Source organism: Halorubrum rubrum (genome assembly GCF_024494685.1).
Classification (GTDB): Archaea; Halobacteriota; Halobacteria; order Halobacteriales; family Haloferacaceae; genus Halorubrum; species Halorubrum rubrum.
The window spans coordinates 77,045-97,735 of the sequence record NZ_JANHDM010000008.1 but is presented as its reverse complement, the minus strand read 5'-3'; the positions used below and the strand labels follow the sequence as shown (position 1 = coordinate 97,735).

At 68.3% G+C, this 20,691-nt stretch carries 21 protein-coding genes and 1 pseudogene; 4 read left to right on the top strand and 18 right to left on the bottom strand.

Annotated features, from left to right (window positions below):
- Positions 1–249: 249 nt before the first annotated feature.
- The 4 genes from moaA to NO889_RS10175 form a co-directional block, all read right to left on the bottom strand.
- Positions 250–1,254, bottom strand: coding sequence for a GTP 3',8-cyclase MoaA (moaA, locus tag NO889_RS10190; protein ID WP_256412143.1), 1,005 nt, complete (start codon positions 1,252–1,254; stop codon positions 250–252).
- A 67-nt stretch (positions 1,255–1,321) separates the two neighbouring features.
- On the bottom strand, positions 1,322–2,065 hold the full coding sequence (gene tenA / locus NO889_RS10185; RefSeq protein WP_256412142.1) for a thiaminase II: 744 nt from the start codon (positions 2,063–2,065) through the stop codon (positions 1,322–1,324).
- 54 nt (positions 2,066–2,119) lie between these two features.
- Positions 2,120–2,905: an MBL fold metallo-hydrolase gene (locus NO889_RS10180; protein ID WP_256412141.1), complete on the bottom strand. Its 786-nt coding sequence runs from the start codon at positions 2,903–2,905 to the stop codon at positions 2,120–2,122.
- A gap of 416 nt (positions 2,906–3,321) precedes the next feature.
- Positions 3,322–3,729, bottom strand: a complete 408-nt coding sequence (locus tag NO889_RS10175; protein ID WP_256412140.1) for a winged helix-turn-helix transcriptional regulator — start codon at positions 3,727–3,729, stop codon at positions 3,322–3,324.
- 117 nt (positions 3,730–3,846) lie between these two features.
- On the opposite strand from NO889_RS10175, the gene NO889_RS10170 reads away from it, so the two are divergent.
- The 3 genes and pseudogenes from NO889_RS10170 to NO889_RS10160 form a co-directional block, all read left to right on the top strand.
- A complete protein-coding gene (locus NO889_RS10170) occupies positions 3,847–4,557 on the top strand; it encodes an NAD(P)-dependent oxidoreductase (RefSeq protein WP_256412139.1) in 711 nt (236 codons plus the stop codon).
- Positions 4,554–4,967, top strand: coding sequence for a DUF6069 family protein (locus NO889_RS10165; protein WP_256412138.1), 414 nt, complete (start codon positions 4,554–4,556; stop codon positions 4,965–4,967). Before NO889_RS10170 ends, NO889_RS10165 begins: the two co-directional genes overlap by 4 nt.
- A pseudogene (locus NO889_RS10160) lies at positions 4,964–5,818 on the top strand (SDR family oxidoreductase); the annotation flags it as partial. The gene NO889_RS10165 and the pseudogene NO889_RS10160, both read left to right, overlap by 4 nt.
- A 353-nt stretch (positions 5,819–6,171) precedes the next feature.
- On the opposite strand, the gene NO889_RS10155 reads toward NO889_RS10160, so the two are convergent.
- The 5 genes from NO889_RS10155 to NO889_RS10135 form a co-directional block, all read right to left on the bottom strand.
- Positions 6,172–6,597, bottom strand: a complete 426-nt coding sequence (locus tag NO889_RS10155) for a universal stress protein (RefSeq protein ID WP_256412137.1) — start codon at positions 6,595–6,597, stop codon at positions 6,172–6,174.
- Positions 6,598–6,704: 107 nt separating this feature from the next.
- Positions 6,705–7,262 carry a diadenylate cyclase gene (locus NO889_RS10150; RefSeq protein WP_256412136.1) on the bottom strand — a complete coding sequence of 186 codons (558 nt, stop codon included), beginning with the start codon at positions 7,260–7,262 and terminating at the stop codon, positions 6,705–6,707.
- 162 nt (positions 7,263–7,424) lie between these two features.
- Positions 7,425–8,306: a bisanhydrobacterioruberin hydratase gene (gene cruF, locus NO889_RS10145; protein WP_256412135.1), complete on the bottom strand. Its 882-nt coding sequence runs from the start codon at positions 8,304–8,306 to the stop codon at positions 7,425–7,427.
- Positions 8,303–9,223, bottom strand: a complete 921-nt coding sequence (locus NO889_RS10140; protein ID WP_256412134.1) for a prenyltransferase — start codon at positions 9,221–9,223, stop codon at positions 8,303–8,305. The genes cruF and NO889_RS10140 overlap by 4 nt, the downstream gene beginning before the upstream one ends.
- Before the next feature lie 5 nt (positions 9,224–9,228).
- Positions 9,229–10,728: a phytoene desaturase family protein gene (locus NO889_RS10135; protein WP_256412133.1), complete on the bottom strand. Its 1,500-nt coding sequence runs from the start codon at positions 10,726–10,728 to the stop codon at positions 9,229–9,231.
- Between the two features lie 88 nt (positions 10,729–10,816).
- Between NO889_RS10135 and NO889_RS10130 the strand changes: the two genes are divergently transcribed.
- Positions 10,817–11,590 carry an SDR family oxidoreductase gene (locus NO889_RS10130; RefSeq protein ID WP_256412132.1) on the top strand — a complete coding sequence of 258 codons (774 nt, stop codon included), beginning with the start codon at positions 10,817–10,819 and terminating at the stop codon, positions 11,588–11,590.
- A gap of 239 nt (positions 11,591–11,829) precedes the next feature.
- Here the strand turns inward: NO889_RS10130 and thiE are convergent, their stop codons facing one another.
- The 9 genes from thiE to NO889_RS10085 form a co-directional block, all read right to left on the bottom strand.
- A complete protein-coding gene (gene thiE, locus NO889_RS10125) occupies positions 11,830–12,465 on the bottom strand; it encodes a thiamine phosphate synthase (RefSeq protein WP_256412131.1) in 636 nt (211 codons plus the stop codon).
- Between the two features lie 91 nt (positions 12,466–12,556).
- Positions 12,557–13,414: a mechanosensitive ion channel family protein gene (locus NO889_RS10120; protein WP_256412130.1), complete on the bottom strand. Its 858-nt coding sequence runs from the start codon at positions 13,412–13,414 to the stop codon at positions 12,557–12,559.
- A 103-nt stretch (positions 13,415–13,517) separates the two neighbouring features.
- On the bottom strand, positions 13,518–14,690 hold the full coding sequence (gene cofG / locus NO889_RS10115; RefSeq protein ID WP_256412129.1) for a 7,8-didemethyl-8-hydroxy-5-deazariboflavin synthase subunit CofG: 1,173 nt from the start codon (positions 14,688–14,690) through the stop codon (positions 13,518–13,520).
- 116 nt (positions 14,691–14,806) lie between these two features.
- Positions 14,807–15,544, bottom strand: a complete 738-nt coding sequence (locus NO889_RS10110; protein WP_256412128.1) for a DUF6498-containing protein — start codon at positions 15,542–15,544, stop codon at positions 14,807–14,809.
- 114 nt (positions 15,545–15,658) lie between these two features.
- Positions 15,659–16,315, bottom strand: coding sequence for a 2-phospho-L-lactate guanylyltransferase (gene cofC / locus NO889_RS10105; protein ID WP_256412127.1), 657 nt, complete (start codon positions 16,313–16,315; stop codon positions 15,659–15,661).
- An 11-nt stretch (positions 16,316–16,326) separates the two neighbouring features.
- On the bottom strand, positions 16,327–17,505 hold the full coding sequence (locus tag NO889_RS10100) for a tubulin/FtsZ family protein (protein ID WP_256412126.1): 1,179 nt from the start codon (positions 17,503–17,505) through the stop codon (positions 16,327–16,329).
- A 178-nt stretch (positions 17,506–17,683) separates the two neighbouring features.
- Entirely contained in the window at positions 17,684–18,580 is an 897-nt protein-coding gene (locus NO889_RS10095) for a complex I NDUFA9 subunit family protein (RefSeq protein ID WP_256412125.1), read from the bottom strand.
- Between the two features lie 164 nt (positions 18,581–18,744).
- On the bottom strand, positions 18,745–19,722 hold the full coding sequence (gene fen, locus NO889_RS10090; RefSeq protein WP_256412124.1) for a flap endonuclease-1: 978 nt from the start codon (positions 19,720–19,722) through the stop codon (positions 18,745–18,747).
- 64 nt (positions 19,723–19,786) lie between these two features.
- A complete protein-coding gene (locus tag NO889_RS10085; RefSeq protein WP_256412123.1) occupies positions 19,787–20,551 on the bottom strand; it encodes a response regulator in 765 nt (254 codons plus the stop codon).
- Positions 20,552–20,691 lie beyond the last annotated feature (140 nt).

Below are 20,691 nucleotides of genomic sequence, written 5' to 3'. Positions count from 1 at the left end.
TGTTGCGGTCCTCGTCGCTCACTTCGTTCGCTCCTCCGGTCCTTGCTGCGCCGTGCTTCGTCCTCGCAACTGCCCCTTTGAGTCCCACCCGCCGCACCGCGACCGCACCTCACGCCTCCCCAGCCTCGTTGCTCGCGCTCTCGCGCTCGCAACTCCCTCGCGGGCGGTTCGCGGGTGCTGACGCACCCGCTCACCGGCGCGCCACCGCACCGTATCGTAGCGGAAACGATCCGTGCCGGCAGGAAAGCCTCAGTCAGCGACGCTCGGCGTCCCGAGGTACTCCTCGTTGATCTCGTACTCGCCGTCGTCGTTCTCGATCAGGTACTCGCCGTAGTAGGGAACGCGGTTGGCGACGACCGCCTCGAACGTCTCGGCGATCTCCGCGCGGCTCATCTCGCCCATCGACCGGAGGTCGTCGTTGCGGTTGAGACACCCCTTCAGGTACCCCTCGTGGGTGACGCGGACGCGGCCGCAGTTGGCACAGAACTCCTCGTTCTCGACGGGGTCGACGATCTCGACCATCCCGCCGCCCTCGCCGGGCGCGTCCTCGCCGACGAAGTACCGCTTCCGGTCGTGCATCTCGCGGCGCTCGACCCGGTCCGCCTTCCCGGCGAGCCAGTCGTGGACGCGTCCGATGTCGACGTTCCACTCCGGTTTGCCCGTGAGCTCCGGCATGTACTCGATGAGTTGGAGCTGGAGTCCTTCGTTTTCGGCGACGTGGTCGACCATCTCCTCGACGTAGCCCGCGGTGTGGGTGAACACCACCATGTTGAGCTTCACCGGGTCGAGCCCGGCGTCGACGGCGGCCTTGACGCCCTCGAGCACTCGCTCGTACGCGCCCGACTTCGTCACCGCCGCGAAGTCGTCGGGATCGAGCGCGTCCTGCGAGACGTTGACGCGGTCGAGTCCCGCCGCTTTCAGGTCCTCGGCGCGCCCCGGCAGGAACGTCCCGTTCGTCGTCATCGACACCTCCATCGAGTCGGGGGTGCGCTCGATGATCTCCTCGAGGTCCTGCCGCAGCATGGGCTCGCCGCCGGTGAACTTCACCGAGTCGACGCCGTATCCCTCCACGACCTCCAGGAAGCGAACCACGTCGTCGGCGCTCATCTCGTCCTCGCTGGGCTCCATCGGGCCGCGCGTGTCGCCGAGTCCCTCGTTGTGACAGTAGATACAGTCGAAGTTACACCGGTCGGTGAGCGAGACCCGAACGCCCGTCACCTCCCGTCCGAAGTCGTCCGCGAGCGGCTCGGCCATACCACCAGATACCCGCACGAACGTTTAAACATCCGGGTCGATCCGGGCGATACGTAACTCCCAGACGTTACGCGTCGTCGCGATCGAGATCGTGATCGACGGCGCGGCCGTCGTCGTCGCCGCCGCGACCGTCGGCGCGACCGGTCGACTCGCGAGCCGACCACGTCTCGCCGGCGTACGCCATCTCCCAGAACGCCGACTCGAGGCGGGCGCTCGTGAGGAACGCCTCGCGCATCGCGTCGCGGCGGCCGGGATACGACTCGGCGTACCCGTCGAGGAGGTCGCGCATCGAGGCGGTCTCGGCGCGGAACCCATCGCTCGTGTACGTCTCGATGAACGGGGTGTATCGGTGGTCGCCCTCGGCGAGGTCCGCCATGTGGTCGGCCACGTCGAGGTACCCCTTCATACACGGGAACAGCGCGGCGACGGCGACGGGAACCGGCCGGTCGTGTGCCGTCCGGACGAGGAAGTTCGTGTACGCCTCGCAGGTCGGGGCCTTCGCCGTCTCCCGGAGGTCGTCCTCCGTGACGCCGTACTCGGCCGCGAAGGATCGATGGAGGTCGAGCTCCTCGTTCAACACCGCGTCCGCTCCGCCGAGCAGCGTCGCCATCGCGGCCTCCTCGCGCGCTTTCGCGCCGGCGACCGCGTACGCCCTGGCGTAATCGAAGAGGTACCGGTAGTCCTGTTCGAGCCACCGGCGGAACGCGGCGTCCGCGAGGTCGCCGGTCGCGAGTTCGCACACGAACGGGTGCTCGAACTGTGCCGTCCAGATCTCCGACCCCGCGTCCAGGAGGTCGTCGGTGAAGGCCATGGGATCGCCTCCCGACGCGGTGGTATTAACCCTGTGGTATTACTAGATAATCACTCACGGGATCCGGACTCGGAGCCCGTCGGCGGCGACCCGCACGTCGCCGTCGAAGCCCGCCTCCCGGACGCTCGCTTCCATCTCCGCCTCGCGCCCGCCGGTGTGCGGATAGAGGTGTGAGAGCAGCAGCGTCCCGACGTCGACGTCCGCGAGCGACTCCCCGAGCGACGCCGGCGTCGGGTGGTTCGAGACGTCGGTCCCGTCGGGGAACGAGCAGTCGTGGACGAGCACGTCGCTGCCGTCCGCGAAGTGCGCGAGCCCCGCGAACGCCTCGGAGTCACCCGAGAGGGTGAGCGGCCCCTCGGCGGGGTCGTCGTCCCGGCTCGGCGGCGAGAACCGGTACGCGAGACACGACATCGAGTGGCGCGTCTCCCGGCCGACGACGTCGAACCCGCCCGCCGTGAACGCGCGGCCGGCCGGCACCTCCCGGAGCACGAGGTCGATCCGCCCGTCGAGGTAGTCGTGGACGTCGAGCAGGCCGTCGACGAGCGCCTTGGTCCCGGTCGGGCCGACGACCTCCAGGTGCCCCTCGCCCGCGAGCCACCGCGCCTTCACGAGCGGGAGGAGCGCGGCGACGTGGTCGAGGTGGTGGTGGGTCAAGAGGACGGTCGAGACCCCCTCGTAGCCGGGGTCGGTGTCGGCGAGCCGGTGGAGCACGCCGCTGCCGCAGTCGACGAGCAGGCTTCGATCCGCGCCGTCGCCCCCCGAGTCCTTCAGAAGGTACCCGGACTGGACCCGCTCGGGAACCGGCATCGCGCTCCCGCTGCCGAGGACGGTGAGTTCCATGCCGGATCCTACGTTGCCGACCGCAAGTAAGTTACCGACCGCCCGGCCGGCGGGAGTCGATCCGGTCGGTCCGCCGGCGTTCGGTTTCGGGAACGAGTCGATGGATCGGGCCGTATATCGCGTGTGTGTATTGAGCGCCGAGGGCTCTACCAGCTCAAAGAGGTGTTCCGATGATCGTGCGAGATACAACGCGCATATGTAGAACTCCCCTTCGGGGACGGCCATGACTATCCCTCGAACGGCGACAGTCCCGTCCGAGTAGACGAGTTCGAACCCATCGACATTGACCGCGGTCGGGGATCCAGCGTCGGTAGGCGTTTCCTCTCTACCGGACCTCTCGTTTCGGGACAGTTCAGCCGCTCCCTCTGATTCCGGTGATGACCTTCGAAGTTTGGATGTTGCTACAGAAATCGACGTTAGAGTTCGTACTCGACCGCCCAGTGGTGAAGATGGGCGAACACGGGGAACAGCGATTCCGCCTTCTCAGTCGGTGTGTATTCCACGCGAGGCGGGACCTCGTCGTAGGCCTCACGGTCGAGTAGCCCTGCTTCCGTCAAATCCCGTAACCGCGTCGAGAGGGTGTTCGGCGCGACGTTGAGTTCGGTTTCGAGGTCGCTGAATCGAAGCGGTCCCTCGGTGAATGCGAATGCGCTCAGAACCGCCATCGTGTGGGCCTTCCCGAGGAGATCGAGCAGTTCTGCGACGGTGTGACCGATGCGTTCCCGTTCCTCAGGATCGAACGATTCGCGAAGCGCGATCGCTTCCTCACGGGACAATCCCGCGCTCAACTCGGGAACGTCCGGTGGATCGCCCGGTCCAGCCATGGGTGTCTGAATATCGCTACTTGTGGATTTGTATCTTTGGCTGTGAGGCGGTTCGAGGCCTAATACTTCGAAACTTCGAAGTTACAAGTATATCCTTTCCAGGATGCTACTCCGCGTATGCGAATCGCAGTATTCGGTGCGACCGGACGAACCGGCCGACCACTCGTCGAACAGGCAGTCGAACGCGGACACGAAGTGGTCGCCTTCGTTCGGGATATGACCGGCCTCTCACCCGCAGTTCGGAACGATGACCGAGTCATCGTAGTCGAAGGTGACGCATACAGTGGTGAGGGCGTCGAACGCGCTATCGTTGGCGACGGCGACCCCGTCGATGCCGTCGTCAGCGTTCTCGCGCAGAGTTCAGAGGGGCCGGACCACCTACTGACGGAAGCCGGCCGACACATGCTGGCGGCGATGAACCGACACGGTGTCGAGAGGGCGGTCGGCGACGCCGACCGCCACAGTCCGGGACGGCTCCGCCGCCGCGCGCGCTTCGTGACGCTGGTCGGTGCGGGCATCCGCGAGGAGGGCGAATCGGTGAATCTCGGCGGACGGATGATGGGTGTACTGTTGAAACTGCTAGCGCGGTCAGTCCTCGAAGACGCTCGTGATCAGGTCGAACTCATCAAAGACAGCGACACTCGGTGGACTGTCGTACGTGCCCCACGTCTCACCGAAAACGCCCATACGGGCGAGTTCCACCACGGGACGGACCTCTCGCTCGGCATGCGTGACACCGCTGCGCGGGCGAACGTGGCCGAGTTCATCCTCGACTGTCTCGAAGGCAACCTGTACGTCCACGAAATGCCGAAGGTCGCAGACGTATGACGGGCGCCGAACACACTGCGACCCGGTCACCTTCCGTACCGGTGCGGGGAGGGCTTGCTGCCGTGCTCGCTGTACTCGCTAACGCGGTACTCGTGCTTGGCGTGGACGCGCTCGGCATCGCCCCAGCGTTCCGCCCGTTGACTATCCCGCCCGTTGCGTTTCTGTCGGCACTCGGCGCAGGCGGAGCGACGGTGGTCTACTGGCTTCTCGATCGGTACGTCAGTAGTGCTGACCGGACGTTCGTACGGCTAGCCGCTGGCGTGTTACTCCTCTCGTTCGTCCCCGACGTTGCGTTGCTCGCGATCGATCCAGCTGCGACCCCGCTTGCCGTCGTCGTCCTCATGGCAATGCACGTCGTCGTCGCAGCGGTGTCGGTCTGGGTGCTCGTCTCTTGGAGGGCCGAACAGTGACGGAGTTGATACTCGTTACCGGGGCAACTGGAACCGTCGGTCAGCATGTCGTCACCGCCCTTTCAGACCGCGACGTCACGATCAAGATCGGGGTTCGTGACCCCGAGACTGTCTCGAACGAGATCGCGGACGCAGGAGAACTGATCGAGTTCGACTTCACGAAGCCGGAAACCTGGGGTCGTGCGCTGACGGATGTCGATGGCGTCTTCCTCGTTCGACCACCGGTCGTGGACAAATCGGAGATCGGAGCGTTCGTCGAGGCTGCGGATCGGGTGGGTGTCGCCCGTATTGCCTACCTTTCGACGCTCGGTGCAGAAAAGAACGTCCTCGTCCCTCACCACTGGATCGAGAAGCGAATCACGGCGACAGATATGGAGTATACGCTGCTCCGGGCGTCGTTTTTCATGCAGAACCTCCTCGAAGTCCATCGTGGAGATATCGTTGAATATGGCGAGATCTTCGTGCCAGCCGGGAACGGGGAGACCAGTTTCGTCGACGCGCGGGATATCGGTGAGACAGCAGCGATCGTGTTGACTGAGTCCGGACACACGAATCAAGCCTACGATCTCACGGGACCCGAAGCGCTGGACTATGAAGAGGTCGCCGCCGTCTTCAGCGACGTTCTAAATCGACCCATCAGATATCCAGATCCGTCCCTGCTAGCGTTCGGACGGCGGATGCACCGTCGAGGGAAGCCACTCGGATTCATCGCACTTATGTGTGGTATCTACACCACTGTACGCCTCGGATTAGCTACGCGCGTGACCGACGACAGCCAGCACCTCCTCGGTCGACGCCCTCGGGGAATGCGAGCGTTCGTCGAGGACCACGCGGACGACTTCCACGGCGACTCCCAGCCCCATCGGGGATCATCGGGGAACAGCGCCGGGAGTGGATACGTCGAAACTCGGAGACCCCCGCTCCCCGACGTCGCCTACGAGCTCGTCAATCCGGTGATGTCGCGTCTGTTGCGGTCGCCGCTACACTCACTTGTGAGTGATTCGATACCGTTGTTGACGTTCATCGGGTCGAGAACTGGCAACGAATACACTACACCGGTTGGATACTGGGTGAAGGACGGTCACCTCGTCGTTACACCCACGCTCTGTATCTCGCACGGGGCTTCTGACACAACGTAGGTTGATCCGTTCTGTGTGTCGGTATGTGGATCACCTGTAGTGAGCGAATTCCGTTCGAGGCCGATCTACTTCACCAGGAACACGGGGACGGTCGCGTCGTCGGTGACGCGGTCGGAGACGCTTCCGAGCGACTGGATCCGCTCGCGAGGCGACTTTCCCTCCGGGCTCATCACGATCACGTCGATCCCGGCGTCCTCCGCGTACCCGACGATCTCGGTGTCGGGCGTCCCGTGACGCACGTGGGTCTCGACGGCGAGCCCGGCCTCTTCGGCTCGCTCCGCGACCGCCGCGACGGCGGCCTCACCCTGCGACTCGAGATCCGCGACCACCTCGTCGTGGAGGTCGCTCGAGCTCGCGTTCGCCACCCGGCGGTCCACGACGTACAGCGCGTGGACGGTCGCGTCGTGATCTGCCGCCAGCGGGATCGCGTGATCGAGCGCGCGGTCGACCGCCTCGCTGCCGTCGGTCGGAACCAGGACGTCGTCGTACATACGCGACCGTTCGCGGGGGAGGGGAATAAGAATGGGGTCGAGTCCCCACCGGCTGGGGTTCCGCACGCCCCGCGAGGCGTTCCCGCTCCGCCCGCCCGCTCGTTCGTCTACTCCGCGCGCCAGGGGCCGCCGATCTCCTCGTGCGTCGACGACTCCGCCTCCCCGTCTCTGAACACGCTCACGCGACCGGTCTCCTCGCTCAGGGTGACCGTGGCGACCACCTCGGGTCGGACCGATGTCTCCATCGCGCTCATGTGCCGTGACCCCATCCACGGCTCGTAGGCGATGTCGTCGACGAGGTCCGTCTCGCCGCTTCTGGTTCCGAGGTCCCGGAACCGGACCATCTGCGACTCGAACTCGCCGTCGACGGCGACGACGATCCCGCCGTCACACTCGAGGCTCACCGACTCCGCGGCCTCGACGAACGCGTCCTCCTCGAAGACGGACCGACAGCGGTCCCGCGGCCACCGGTTGTCGCCCATCGGGTCCGCGTACGCCCCGTACTCGCGGTCGGCGACGACCGCGAAGTACAGTCCCGGCCCCTTCACGTGGGGGTCCTCCCAGCCGCCGAAGCCGACGCTCACGTGTTCCACACAGAACGTCAGCCGGTCTATCACCTCCCGCACGCGCTCGTGGGTGCCGTACTCGATCGCGAGGCTACTCATCGGTCCCTCGTTCGAAACCCGTCTCGTCGACGACGCCCGTCTCCATATCTCCCGGAGGGGCGGCCCGCATATAAGGGGTTTCGAGTCGGCGCCGCGGTCGGCCCCCTCGGTCCGACCGAAGCGGTCGGGTCAGCCGGTCTCGCCGCCCCGACCGCTCCCGCCTCACGGCGTCAACAGGCCGGCGTCGAACCGGTCCGTCGCGAGGAGTCCCAGACCGAACGCGAGCGCGACGAGCGCGGGGAGGAGGTTCCCGAACCAGACGTTGATCCCGCCCCAGAGGATCACGAAACTCACCATGTCGTCGAGCATGAACTCGCAGCCCGCCAATCGCTCCCGGACGGCGTCCGTCTCGAACGCGCGATCCAGCGTGAACACCGCGACGACCGCCGACAGCACCCAGCCCGCGTAGTTCGAGAGGGGGACGCCGTAGAACGCGCCGCCCTCGCCGAACCGCCAGAAGCCGACGGCGACCGCGCCGGGGTCCAACACCACGTCCATCGCGACCACGGTCGCGCTCACGGCGAGCAGTCGGACCGCGGCGTTCGAGGCCCGGCCGCCGAGGAGCAGCAGACAGAGCAGGTAGGCGTTGACCACGAGCGGGATGAAGAACACCGGGAGCGCGAGCGGGACCCCGCCGAGCATCGGGCCGAGGTCGATCGCGTACTCGAAGCTGCCGTACGGCCACCCGGTCGCGACCCCGACGCCCTCGATGGCGTACGTGTACGCGACGAGGACGCCGAGCCAGCCGGCCGCCCGCCGGTCGAAGAGCGGGAGGATCCCGACCACGAGCGGCGAGCGCATCACGCAGACCCCGAACAGCACGAACCAGGGGTGGAAGGCGAACGGCTCGGGGACCCACCCCTCCGCGCTCCCCACGAGCGTGACCGCGCCGACCGCCGGGAACAACACGGCGATCGTGAAGCGGTTCTCGCGGACGAGTCCGTCGAGAAGGGCCTCGACGCCCCCGCGGGTGTCCGGGAGTCGATCGCGGAACGTGTCCCCCCCCGAGTCGGCGGTCACCATCGACGAGCCGTCGTCGCTCATCCGAGGACCTCCCAGACGGGGTAGACCCGCCAGAGCCCGCCCATCGCGAGCAGCGTCCCGACGGCGGTGTTGAGTGCGGGGAACCACCAGTAGGCGCGGTCGACGGAGACGGCGGATACCGCGACCCACGCCACGAAGATGGGGTATACCCCGAGGAGCGCGCCGAACCGGAGGTCGACCGCGGCGAACGCGGCCGCGGCGGCGACCCAGCAGGCGAGACAGTACGCGTACGTCCGCGATTCGCCGAGCAGCGTCGCCGTCGTCCGGATCCCGGCCTCCCGGTCGGGCTCGACGTCGGGGATCGCGGAGAACGTGTGCATCCCCATCGTCCACAGCCACGCGCCCGCGAGCGCCGCGGTCGGCGGGACCGTCCCCGCGACCGTCGCGTACGCGGCCGCCCCCGGAAGGATATAGAGCCCGTTCGAGACCGAATCCGCGAAGGGTGTCGTCTTGAACCGCAACGGCGGCGCGCTGTACCCCGCGGCGAGGACGAAGAAGCCGGCCAAAAAGGGCCACGCGACCCGCGGCGTGAGCGCGAACGTCCCGGTCCCGAGGAGCGCGGCGGCGATCACCGCGGCGAGCGCGAGCCGGTTCCCCTGCCAGCGGGCCTCCCGGTCGTCCTTCTTCGGGTTGTGCTCGTCGACGTCGGCGTCGAAGAGGTCGTTGACGCCGTAGAGGAACACGTTGGCCGGGACGAGAAAGTAGCCGGCGAGCGCGACCGTCGTCGGCGTGAACAGCCCGTCCACCCCGTCGATGCCGTAGGTGACGCCGACCGCGACGGGGCCGGCGAGGTAGAGCCAGAAGCGCGGTCGCGAGAGCACGAACAGGTAGCGGAGGTGGTCGGGGAGGTCGGCGGTCGCCTCGTCGCGGTCGGTCCCGCCACCGACCTCGTCGCCCGCGGCGTCGGATCCGGTCACGGCTCTCAGATCGTGTCCGCGATCCGTTCCGCGGTCAGTCCCCCGCTTATCAGACACATCGGGACGCCGATGCCGGGCGTCGTGGTCGCGCCGGTGAAGTAGAGCCCGTCGAGCGCCGTCGATCGGTGCGGCGGCCGGAACAGCGACGTCTGTCGGAGAGTGTGTGCGAGCCCGAGCGCGCTCCCGTCGTAGCTGTTGTAGCGGTCGGCGAAGTCCGCGACGCAGAACGTCTCCTCGAAGACGATCCGGTCGCGGAGTTCCGTTCCCGTGTTCTCCGCGACGTCGTCGAGCACGAGATCGCGGTACTCCGCACGGAGCTCCGGGGTGTCCTCCAGGCCGGGCGCGATGGGAACGAGCGCGAACAGGTTGCTGTGCCCGTCGGGGGCGACCGTCTCGTCGGTCTTCGAGGGAACACAGAGGTAGTAGGCGGGGTCGTCGGGCCACGCCGGATCGTCGAAGATCTGCGCGAAGTGTTCCTCCCACCGCGTCGGCAACACCAGGGTGTGGTGGGCCAGCTCCGGCACGTCGCCCTCGACGCCGAGGTACAGGAGGAACGCCGAGGGGGCGTACGTCCGCGACTCCCAGTACTCCTCCGTGTACTGCCGTTTCCGCTCCGGCAACAGCTCCCGTTCGGTGTGCGCGTAGTCCGCGTTCGAGACGACGATATCGGCGAGATACCGGTCGCCGCCGGCGGTGTCGACCGCGAACGCGCCGTACCGTCCCTCGATCCCCGTGACCTCCGCGTCGACCACGAACTCGACGCCGAGCTCCTCGGCGAGCTCGACGATCCCGTCGACGACCGCGCCGAGCCCGCCGTCGGGGTAGTAGACGCCCATGTTGAAATCGACGTGACTCATCAGGTTGTACAGCGCGGGCGTGTTCGTCGGCGACCCGCCCAGAAACACCAGCGTGTACTGCATCAGCTGCTGGAGCTTCGGGTGATCGAAGTACCCCTCGACGTGTCCCTGCATCTTCCCTAAAAGCGAGAGCCCCCACGAGTAGCGCAGCACGTCGCGGTCGACGTAGTCGCGGAGGCGGGGGCGGTCCTCGTAGACGAAGTGCTCCATCCCGATCTCGTAGGTGCGCTCGGCCTCCTCGAGGTAGGCGTCGAGCGCGTCGCCCGCGCCGGGCTCGTACGCCTCGAACAGCTCCCGGTTGTGCTCCATGTCCGGGAGCACGTCGACCCGGTCGCCGTCCTTCCAGAACACCCGGTAGTGGGGGTCGAGGTGCGTGAGCGTGTAGTACTCCTCGGGCGAGCGGTCGAAGTGGCCGAAGAAGCGCTCGAAGACGTCGGGCATCAGGTACCACGACGGACCCATGTCGAAGCGGAACCCCTCGGCCTCGAGGCGGCTCGCGCGCCCGCCGAGCTGTTCGTTCTTCTCGAGGAGGGTGACGTCCGCGCCGGCGTCGGCGAGGTAACAGGCCGTCGAGAGGCCGCCGAAGCCGCCGCCGATCACGACGACGGACTCGTCGGCCACGGCGTCGATGTCGGGGGCCGCGTCCATACCCGATCCTCGGACGGGATCGGTATAAATACCACCACGACGGCCGCGGTGAATACCACTAAGTCGCCGCCGCCCGTACCGACTCTCGATGGAACCGACTGTCGCGATCACCGGGGCAACGAGCGGGATCGGGCGGGCGGTCGCCGGGGCGTTCGTCGACGCGGGCGCGTTCGTCGCCGTCTCCGGCCGCGACGGTGCGGCCGTCGACCGGACGGTCGCCGAGTTGAACGGAGAGGCGAGCGAGGACGGAGCGGCCGCCGGCGACGCCGCCGAGGTCGGTGACGAGGACGCGAGCGGGGCGGACGACGCCGACTCCGACGGCACCGCCTGGGGCGCTCGCGTCGACGTCCGCGACGAGTTCGACCTCGAGCGCTTCTTCGAGCGCGTGGCCCGCGAGGCCGGCCCCGTCGACGTCGTCCTCGCCAACGCGGCCGTCTTCCACGGCGTGCCGGGCGAGTCGCCGATCGACGGGACCGCCTACCGCGCGTTCGACGACGCCATGCGGACGAACGCCCGCGGGGTGTTCGCCACGGTCCGCGAGGCGATCCCCCACCTCGCCGACGGCGCGCGCGTCCTCGTCCCCTCCGGGTCGGTCGCCCACGAATCCAAAGCCGGGATGGGCGCGTACGCGGTGTCGAAGGCCGCGGCGGAGGCGGTCGCCCGCGGCTTCGCCGCCGACCTCGACGCGACGGTCGGCGTCGTCGATCCGGGGCTCGTCGCCACCGATCTCACGGGGATGGAGCGCGCCCGCGACCCCGACAGCGTCGCACCGCTCTTCGTCTGGGCCGCCACGGACGCGCCCGCCGAGGACGTCGACGGCGAGCGGATCGGGCTCCGCGAGTGGAAGAAGGCGACGCGGTAGGTTCTGGCGTCACCTCGTATCGGATGCCGGCACACCCCGTCGCGTGACACGCTCGACCGCCGCGCGGGGGAACGCGGGTGTGCGGTGTGGTCCCGCGCGGTTTCGGAGCGGAGGGACGCGGTTCCACGACCGACGCGCCCTTCGACCGACACGCACCGCCTGTTCGCCACTTTCACCTTCAGTCTCTCGGTTCCCGACCGCGGAAGGCCCGTCGATCCGGACCCACCGTTCGATGTCCCTCACTCGGGTTCGACCGCTTCCCGGAGTTCCTCGGTCGCCGTCCGCGGGTCCTCGGCGGCCGTGATCGCCGAGACGGCCGCCACGCCCGTCGCGCCCGCCTCGACGACCGCGCTCGCGTTGTCCGCGTCGATCCCGCCGATCCCGATGGCAGGGACGTCGACCGCGTCGGCGACCGCCCGGACGCCCTCGGGGCCGATCCCGTCGCGCTCGTCGGGTACCTTCTTCGAGTCCGTCCCGTACACCGCTCCGACGCCGAGGTAGTCCGCGCCGGCGTCGACCGCCTCTCTCGCCTCCGCCGGCGTCGAGGCCGACACGCCCACGACCGCGTCGGGACCAAACTGCTCGCGGGCGACCTCGGGCGGCAGGTCCGACTGCCCGAGGTGGACGCCGTCGGCGTCGATCGCCGCCGCGAGGTCGACCCGGTCGTTGACGACGAGCGGGACGCCCGCATCCGCAGTCAGCTCGCGGAGCCGCAGCCCGAGGTGATACCGGCTCCGCGCGTCGGTTCCCTTCTCGCGGAGCTGGACGACGTCGACCCCCCCGGCCAGCGCGTCGGCGACGATCTCCGGCGTCGTCCGTCCCGCGGAGCGGTCCGCTCCCGTCACGAGGTACGTCCGCCACGACGAGGGATTCACAAGTGGTACGTACGAGTGGTCACAGAAAAGCGGTCGGGTTCCGGCGGACCGAACGGACGCCAGATCTCCGACGGGGGGAGAGATCGCGGCGTTACTCGTCCGCGACGGACTCGATGACCTCGACGCTGCCGGTGAGCTGCCGGTGGACGTACGGCATGTCGATGCCGGCCTCGTCGAAGGCCTCCTTCACCGCGGTGACGTACTCCGAGCGCACCCGGACGAAGTCGCCGCGGTCGGGCTCGTCGATCCACCAGCGCGACTGGAGTCCCACGGCGGAGTCGCCGAGCTCGACCACGCGAACCGACGGTGCGGGGTCGTCGAGGATCTCCGCGTGTTCCTCCGCCTTCTCGACGACGATGTCGGTCGCCTGCGCGATGTCGTCGTCGTAGCCGATGCCGAAGACGAACTTCTGGCGGAGCGTCTCGTAGGCGACCGGATTGGTGACGGCGTTGTTCGCGAGGTCGCCGTTCGGCACCGTGATCCGCTCGTTGTCGAACGTTCGGACCCGCGAGACGCGCAGGTCGATGTCCTCAACGCGGCCCGCGTTGCCGTTCCACTCGATCCAGTCGCCGACCTCGAACGGCTTGTCCTTCAGGATGAAGATCCCGGCGACGAAGTTCCCCAGGAGGTCCTGTGCGGCGAAGCCGACCGCGAGCGCGATCGCGCCGCCGAAGACGGCGAACGCCGAGAGGAACGCGCCGTACCCCGCGAGCGTGAACCCGATCGCGACCGCCGCGACCCAGACGACCGCGTTCGCGACGCTCGATCCCAGGCTCTTCACCGCCTCGTCCAGTCCGCGGGACGCGATCGCCCGCTCCACGCCGGGAACGAAGACGAGCTTCCCGAGCACCAACACGGCGACGAAACCGGCGACGAACTTGAACGCGGCGAACAGGAACACCGCGATCGTCGCCGCGATCCCCGACAGCCCGAACTGTAGTGGTACCATCGTCCACCCATTCGGGGAGGTATTTAAAGAAGGTACTGGCAGCGCAGTTGTTTATCCCCGCCGGATCGGTGTCCGCCACCGCGCTCGCCGCGAGCGAGCGGCCTCAGTCGCCGCGCGCCGGACGGGGGTCGAGCGGCCCCTCGCCGCGGGCGACCGCCGCCAGTCGTCGCCCGTGGACGTCGTCGTCGCGGATCCGGTCGCGGACCGCGGGCGGGATCCACGCGTCGCGGTTCGTCGGGGGTGGTGCCGGCTCGACGCCGGTCGGCCGAACGTCCTCGGGGAGGTACCTGGCGTAGGTGGGGAGCCGTTCTCTGAGGGGAATCCCGCCGGCGTCCGCGACCGCCCGGAGCCCGTCGAGGTCGGGCCAGGCGTACTCGGGATTGATGTAGTCGTCCGTGACGGGCGAGACGCCGCCGAGGTCGTCGATCCCGCAGTCGACGAGGTCGGCCGCGGGCGAGAGGTTCGGCGGCACCTGGACCGACACTTCCGGCGGCAGCGCGGCCCGCGCCATCGCCACGACCCGCCGCATCGTCTCCAGGTCCGGCTTCGCGAAGTCCGACCGCTCGTTCGGGACGACGTTCTGGACGATGACCTCCTGGACGTGGCCGTGTCGCTCGTGGAGCTCGCGGATCGCGAGCAGGCTCTCCGCGCGGTCCCGCCACCCCTCGCCGATGCCCACGAGGATCCCGGTCGTGAACGGGACGCCCCGCCGACCCGCCGCTCGGATCGTGTTCAGCCGCTGGCCGGGGGTCTTCCGCCGGCCCCCGCTGTGGGCGTCGACGTCGGCGGTCGTCTCCAGCATCACGCCCATCGAGGCGTTCACCTCGCGCAGCCTCGCGAACCCTTCCTCCGTGAGGTCGCCGGGGTTCGAGTGCGGAAGCAGCCCCTCCTCCAAGGCGATCTCGCAGGCCCGGTAGAGGTAGTCGTGGATCGACTCGAACCCCCACTCGTCGAGCCGCTCGTGTATCGCCGTGTAGCGCTCGTCCGGCTCGTCGCCGAAGGTGAACAGCGCCTCCGTACAGCCCGCGTCCGCGCCGACCCGACACCGCTCCCGCACTCCCTCGGGCGAGAGCAGCGACGCCTCCCCCGGCACGTCGTAGTAGGTACAGTACGTACAGGTGTACCGGCAGGCGGTCGTCAGCGGCACGAAGACGTTCCGGGCGAAGCTGAGTCCTTCGGCCGCGTCGACGTCGGCGGGAGAGACCGAGAGCAGCCGCTCGACCGCCCGATCGTCGACCGCGACGTCGATCCCGTACTCGTCGGCACCGGCGAACACGGCCGTCACTCGCGGTCGGCGTTCAAAAAGGATCGCGGTTGCGGATCCCTTGGCGACACCGAATCCGGTTACGGAGAGTTGAGGAGAAAGCCTCGCGCTTCAGCGCGGGGGGGATGTCAGTTCTCGTACTGGAGCCCGACCTCGAACCGGTCGTTCCGCAGCCACACGCTGGCGGCTCCGATAGGGACCACGTACGCCAACAGGACGATCCTGTCCCCGTACGGGACGGCCGATACCGACTCCACGTCGAGCAGGAGGATCAAGGTGAATCCGAGCGCGGCGGTGATCGGTGCGATCACGTACAGCGCGATAACGACCAGTCGGCCGATCGGACGGAGGGCGACCTCGATCGCGTCCCCCGGCGACCGGTCCCGGTACGACCCGTCCGTGAGGAACTGACGCCAGACGCGCACCAGCTGAGAGCCGCAGACGGCGAGTATCGTGACGCCGACCGACATCGAGAGCACCGACGAGAGCGTCCACTCGAAGAGCGAGAGCGCCATCGCGGCGAAGAAACAGAAGAAGAACCCTCCCCTGAACAGTTCGCTCGCGACCAGCCCGACGTTTCGCTTGTACAGCGGCGGGAGGAACGGAGCTACCTCGAGCGGGGTCGGCTCCTCTCGCCACTTTTCGGCTTCGCCGCCGTCGACCGGCTGTGCCGCGAACAGCGCCACGGTTCCGAACAGGACGACGGTGACGGCGACGTCGATCAGGTAGACCAGTACGACCTCGCCGAGGTCCCAGCGAAAGAACGCGATTCCGACGGCGAGAAAGAGGTGCGTGACGAGTACGGAGAGGTCGTCCGGAGCGACGCCGAGCCTGTTCGACAGCGTCTCCTCGACCTCCGTCGGCATACGTCTAGCGTACGACAGGGACCTCGCTCACTTGTCAGTATCGGCGGTGAACGGTGGAGGCGCGCAGTGGCCCGCCCTCCGCGTTCGGAGTCGGTCTCGGCGGAGCCGGTTCGCTCACTTCCGGACGGCCGCGACTCGGCCGCCGGACGCGTCGAGCGCGAAGCCGGTCTCGCGCAGCCACGTCGCCGCCCGGCCCTCGCCGTGGATCAGCACCTCCGCCAGGTCGCCTGGCTCGTCCACGTCGGTCGCGAGCCGGTGGGAGTCGATGGTCTCGACGCTCAGCCCCGCATCCGTCGCTATCTCGCGGTGGTCGAGGTACGACGCGCCGTGGTAGTCGACCCGGAACTCGGGGCGGGAGACGACGAGCGCGTTCGTGCCGCCGCCGCGACCGGGGGCGATCGCGACCCCCGTCTCGCGGCCGACCGCGAACAGTTCCCGAAACGACTCCGGGGTCGCGATCGCGAGGTCGGCCATCACGATCGCGACCGGGTCGGTCCCGTCTCCCGGTCGGCGCTCCGCGAGGAGGGCGTTGACCGCGTCGGTGAGGGGTCGGTCGTCGACGGCGACCGGCGGATCGAGGGGGACCGTCGGCTCGTCGGTCGGGTCGAACGCCTCGGTCGCGAGAAGCAGCGGATCGCCGCCGGCGTCGTCTATCGCCGCCAGCACGTCGGCGAGCATCGTCCGCACGAACGCGGCCCGCTCGGAGGGAGAGAGGGCGTCCGCGAGCCGCGATTTCGGTCGGTCGGCGGAGAAGGGGACGAGGACCTCCATTCGGCAGTCGCCTAGAACAGCGACTCGAGCTCGTCGCTGTCGTCGCTGACGAGGTTGTCGAGGTTCTCGTCGCTCTCCTCGCGGATCTCGTCGAGGTTGTCCTGCGCCTCGATGGCGACCTCCTGGAGCTCCTTGATCCGCGGGACGTTCGTGACGCCCGCGAGCAGGATCACGGTGGCGACGAAGCCCGCGCCGCGGTACGGGTAGTCGCCGCCGCGGACCTCCATCGAGCCCGTCTGCTCTTCGAGCCACTTGCGGCCGCGCTCGATGCCCTTCCGGTTGAGGTACTCGGGCGGTCCCGCGAGCACGAGCAGCGCGCGCTCCGCACCCTCGATCTCACACGGGAGCGTGAGCCGGCCGAGCGCCGCCTTGCGAACGAGGCTCGTGATCCGATTGGTGGTGTGCGCGCTGTCGAGCTCGTCGCCGCCGTCGTCGTTGCGGAGCCGCGAGAGGAGCCCGCCGGAGCTGCGCTCTTCGACCTCCTCTTCGGCGTAGCCGACCGTGGAGACGCCGCCGCCCGAGAGCGTGTTGATGATCTCCGAGGAGTCGACGACGCTCTCCGCGACCTCCTGGCCCTGCTGGATCTCGCCCGCGCCGAAGAGGATCCCGAAGCGTCGGACGATCTCCTCGTTGATCTCCTCGTAGCCGCCCTGAACGGACTCGCCCGTCTTCCGCCAGGCGTCGTTGTCGAACACCATCAGGTTGTCGACCTCGCGGACGAACGTCTGGAACGACCGGGCCGCGTTCAGGGTGTAGATGCCGCCCTCGTCGCTGCCGGGAAGCACGCCGAGCCCGTAGACGGGCTCCGTGTAGATCCGCTTCAAGTGTTTCGCGAGCACCGGCGCACCTCCCGATCCGGTGCCGCCGCCGAGTCCCGCCACGACGAGGAACGCGTCCACCTCGTGGACCGGGATCGAGTCGATCGCCCCCTGTACTTCGTCGATGTCCTCCTCGGCGATCTCCGCGCCGAGCTCGTTGTCCGCGCCGACGCCGTGTCCCTTCACGCGGGACTGTCCGATGAGCACGCGCTGGCTCTCGGGGACGTGTTCGAGCCCCATGAGGTCGGCCTTGGCCGTGTTCACCGCCGCGGCGGCGCGCACGATCTCCGAACCCGTCCGTTTGTCGTACTCCAGGAACTTGTCGACGACTTTCCCACCCGCCTGTCCGAATCCGATCATTGCCAGTTTCATATTGAACTCCCTCCGTCTTTGAAACGACCAGAGTGGGATCTGGACCATAAGGCTTCTGATGGCGTTACCAGTCCTGAGATCCACACGGGTCGCCGGTCCCCGAACGCCTCCGCCGGGTCGGGCGATCGTCGCGGGATCGCCCCGGCGGCGGTCCCGACGCTCGGGGGGACGATCGCGGTCATTCGACGCCGAGATACGCCGCGAGCGTGGTCATCTCCGACTCGTCGACGCCGAACGCGTCCACGTCGTTGTCGGCGGTCGTGTTGTCGAACTTCAGCGACCGGTACTGGTCTCCCCCCATCGGGAACCCCGGTACGGCACCCAACACCGTGAGCCCGAGTCGCGCCAGCGGCATCGGCAGCGGGACGATCGTGACCCCCTTGCGCTCGGCCTCGTAGACGAGGTTCGTCACCTCCCGAAGCGTCAGCGTCTCGGGGCCACCCACCTCGTACACCTCCCCGACGTGTTCGTCGGACTCGAGGGCGGCCGCGAGCATCGGGACGAGGTCCTCGACGTGGATCGGCTGGAAGCGCGTCCTCCCCCCGCCGGGGAGAGGGTACAGGGGCACGCCCGGCGCGAACATCCCCTTGAGCCGCTTCGTGAACGAGACGAACTCGCCGCCCTCGCCGAAGACGACCGAGGGACGAAACACCGTCCACTCGAGGTCGCTCTCGCGGACGATCGCCTCGGCTTGCCCCTTCGCGCGGATGTAGGCGGTGTCGCCGTCGGGATCGGCCCCGAGCGCGCTCATCTGAATGAAACGATCGACGTCGGCCCCCTCGGCCGCCCGGACGAGGTTCTCGGTCCCGGCACGGTGGACCCGGTCGTGCATCACGTTGCCCCCTTTCGGCTCGAAGAGCGGCGAGAGCGCGACGAGGTTCACCACCGCGTCGTGGCCCTCGATCGCGGGCGCGATGGAGTCGTACGCCGTGACGTCGCCGACGGCGGAGTCGACCCCCTCGGGGGTCTCCGCTGGCGACCGCGACATCGCGGTCACCTCGTGGTCGCCCTCGGCGAGCGCGCGACAGAGGTACGACCCGATGAAACCGGTTCCGCCGGCTACCAGGACCTTCATATCCCCCCGATTGGCGAGGAACGAACGTAAACCTACCGCGGCGTCAGACGCCCGGACGACACGTGTCCACGAGGATCACGATCGTCGGTGCGACGAGAAGGGATCACGATCGTCGGTGTGGCGGGACACGCTCGGCGGGCGTGACGTGGGGAGACGACGCCCGCTCACGTCCAACGATCCAGTCCCGTCTGGACCTGGGACTCCCGGATACGCTCGAAGCCGCGGGCGACCTCGTCGGCGTCGACGCCCCACTCGTCGACCACGTACGATCGGGCGGCCTCGACGTCCGGTTCGATCGTCGAATCGAAATCGACGTCCGAAACGGGCGGATCGAGGAAGAACTCGCGGACGGCCTCGGCGTTGGGGATCGAGGCGTCGCGCGCCGCGAGGACGCCCCACAGATCGCCGTGTTCTTTCACCGCCGACACCGCCGTCTTCGGCCCGACGCCGCGAACGCCCTCGTTGAAGTCGGTGCCACACAGCATGGCGACGTCGACGAGCCCCTCGCGGTCGAGTTCGAGCGCCTCGAGCGTCGCCTCCAGGTCCATCAGCTCCGGGTCGCCCTTGCTCGTCAGCTGGCGGAGCGTCGTCGGCGCGCCGAAGAGTAGGGTGTCGTAGTCCTCGCTGCCGGCGTGGTCGACGCTCCCCGTCGCGGCCATGTGGGCGCACTGCGCCTCCCCCTCGGCGGGGGCCTCGACGACCGGCACGTCGAGGAGCGCGAACAGCTCGCGAGTGGTCTCCTGGATCGTGTCGGTGAGCCGCTGGGTCCGCGCGGAGAGGCGGGCGGCCTCGACGGCGTCGCCGCGCTCCGCGGCGGCCGCCTGCCGCTCCTCGGCGCGCTCGCGTTTCTCCCGGCGGTCGGCCACCTCGTCCGCCTTCAGGTCCGTCACGTCGCCGTCGAACACCATCACCGGCGTCAGATCGTGTTCGAAGAACTTCGGGAGCCCCTGGACGATCCCGAGCAGGTTGGCGACCTCGACTCCGTCGGCGGTCGTGTAGGCGGCGTCGCTCGTCCACTTCACCGTCGTCGTGAGGTAGCGGTACAGCCAGTTGTGCGCGTCGACGGCGACGACGCTCCCCTCGAGTTCCTCGAAGGCGACCGCCCGTATCGACGCGAGGTCGCGCAGGTCCGCGTTTCCCATTACCCGTCCGATCGGTTTCCGGCGTATTAAACGGTCGAGACCGGCGGCGAGGGCCGCCACCCGTTCACGGCTTCCGACCGGTCACGTGGGTGTAGATGGCGAACCCGCCCGAGCCGTCGTCGTAGACCGCGTTCTGTAGGAGGAACTCCCGTTCCCCCTCCGTCGTGCGGCGCACGACCTCCACCGATTCGAGGCCCCCGCCGTCCTGAACGCGCCGGTTGATCCGCGAGGCCCCCTCCTCGTTTCCCGGCGGAACGATGTAGGCGTCGAGGGAGTCGCCGACGATCTCGGTCGCCTCGTAGCCGAACACCTCCTCGAAGGCGGGGTTGACGCGTCTGACGATCGGCTCGTCGTCCTCGTACTCGACCTCGACGGTCGGCTGGGTGAGCCGTTCGAACAGGAGCTGAAACCGCCGGCGCTCCTCCCGGAGTCGGCGCTCGGCGCGGGCCTGGTCGACGGCGTTACTCACGCGGTTGGCCAGGACGGCGTACTGGTGGGTGCCGGACTGCTTTCGGAGATAGTCGGTCACGCCGGCCGAGATGGCGTCGCTCGCCACCTCCTCGCTGCCCTTTCCGGTGTAGAGGATGAACGGCAGATCCGAACGGTCCTCGCGGACGGCCCGCAGGAACTCGATCCCGTTCATGCCGGGCATCTCGTAGTCCGAGACGACGCAGTCGGGCGGCCGCTCCTCGATCAGGTCCAGTCCCCGTTCGGGACTCGTCGCCGTCTCGACGACGAACCGGTCGTTCCGGCACTCGAGATAGGTCGCCGTCAGCCCCGCGAAGTCCGGGTCGTCGTCGACGCACAGGACCCGGATCTGGCTCGGCATGGCGTAGCATGGAATAACGAGCAATTAGTTGTTGTGGTACTCTCCTCCGAGGTGACGAACGACGATCGAAGAGGTCGCGTGCTCGCCGCTCCGGACGACCGCTGATGCCGGATGAGTTCCGAGCGATCGGAGGGAACGAG

Coding starts and splice junctions, on each gene's coding strand:
- moaA (WP_256412143.1), bottom strand. CDS start 1,254: ATGGCCGAGCCGCTCGCGGACGACTTCGGACGGGAGGTGACGGGCGTT.
- tenA (WP_256412142.1), bottom strand. CDS start 2,065: ATGGCCTTCACCGACGACCTCCTGGACGCGGGGTCGGAGATCTGGACG.
- NO889_RS10180 (WP_256412141.1), bottom strand. CDS start 2,905: ATGGAACTCACCGTCCTCGGCAGCGGGAGCGCGATGCCGGTTCCCGAG.
- NO889_RS10175 (WP_256412140.1), bottom strand. CDS start 3,729: ATGGCTGGACCGGGCGATCCACCGGACGTTCCCGAGTTGAGCGCGGGA.
- NO889_RS10170 (WP_256412139.1), top strand. CDS start 3,847: ATGCGAATCGCAGTATTCGGTGCGACCGGACGAACCGGCCGACCACTC.
- NO889_RS10165 (WP_256412138.1), top strand. CDS start 4,554: ATGACGGGCGCCGAACACACTGCGACCCGGTCACCTTCCGTACCGGTG.
- NO889_RS10155 (WP_256412137.1), bottom strand. CDS start 6,597: ATGTACGACGACGTCCTGGTTCCGACCGACGGCAGCGAGGCGGTCGAC.
- NO889_RS10150 (WP_256412136.1), bottom strand. CDS start 7,262: ATGAGTAGCCTCGCGATCGAGTACGGCACCCACGAGCGCGTGCGGGAG.
- cruF (WP_256412135.1), bottom strand. CDS start 8,306: ATGAGCGACGACGGCTCGTCGATGGTGACCGCCGACTCGGGGGGGGAC.
- NO889_RS10135 (WP_256412133.1), bottom strand. CDS start 10,728: ATGGACGCGGCCCCCGACATCGACGCCGTGGCCGACGAGTCCGTCGTC.
- NO889_RS10130 (WP_256412132.1), top strand. CDS start 10,817: ATGGAACCGACTGTCGCGATCACCGGGGCAACGAGCGGGATCGGGCGG.
- NO889_RS10120 (WP_256412130.1), bottom strand. CDS start 13,414: ATGGTACCACTACAGTTCGGGCTGTCGGGGATCGCGGCGACGATCGCG.
- NO889_RS10110 (WP_256412128.1), bottom strand. CDS start 15,544: ATGCCGACGGAGGTCGAGGAGACGCTGTCGAACAGGCTCGGCGTCGCT.
- cofC (WP_256412127.1), bottom strand. CDS start 16,315: ATGGAGGTCCTCGTCCCCTTCTCCGCCGACCGACCGAAATCGCGGCTC.
- NO889_RS10100 (WP_256412126.1), bottom strand. CDS start 17,505: ATGAAACTGGCAATGATCGGATTCGGACAGGCGGGTGGGAAAGTCGTC.
- NO889_RS10095 (WP_256412125.1), bottom strand. CDS start 18,580: ATGAAGGTCCTGGTAGCCGGCGGAACCGGTTTCATCGGGTCGTACCTC.
- fen (WP_256412124.1), bottom strand. CDS start 19,722: ATGGGAAACGCGGACCTGCGCGACCTCGCGTCGATACGGGCGGTCGCC.
- NO889_RS10085 (WP_256412123.1), bottom strand. CDS start 20,551: ATGCCGAGCCAGATCCGGGTCCTGTGCGTCGACGACGACCCGGACTTC.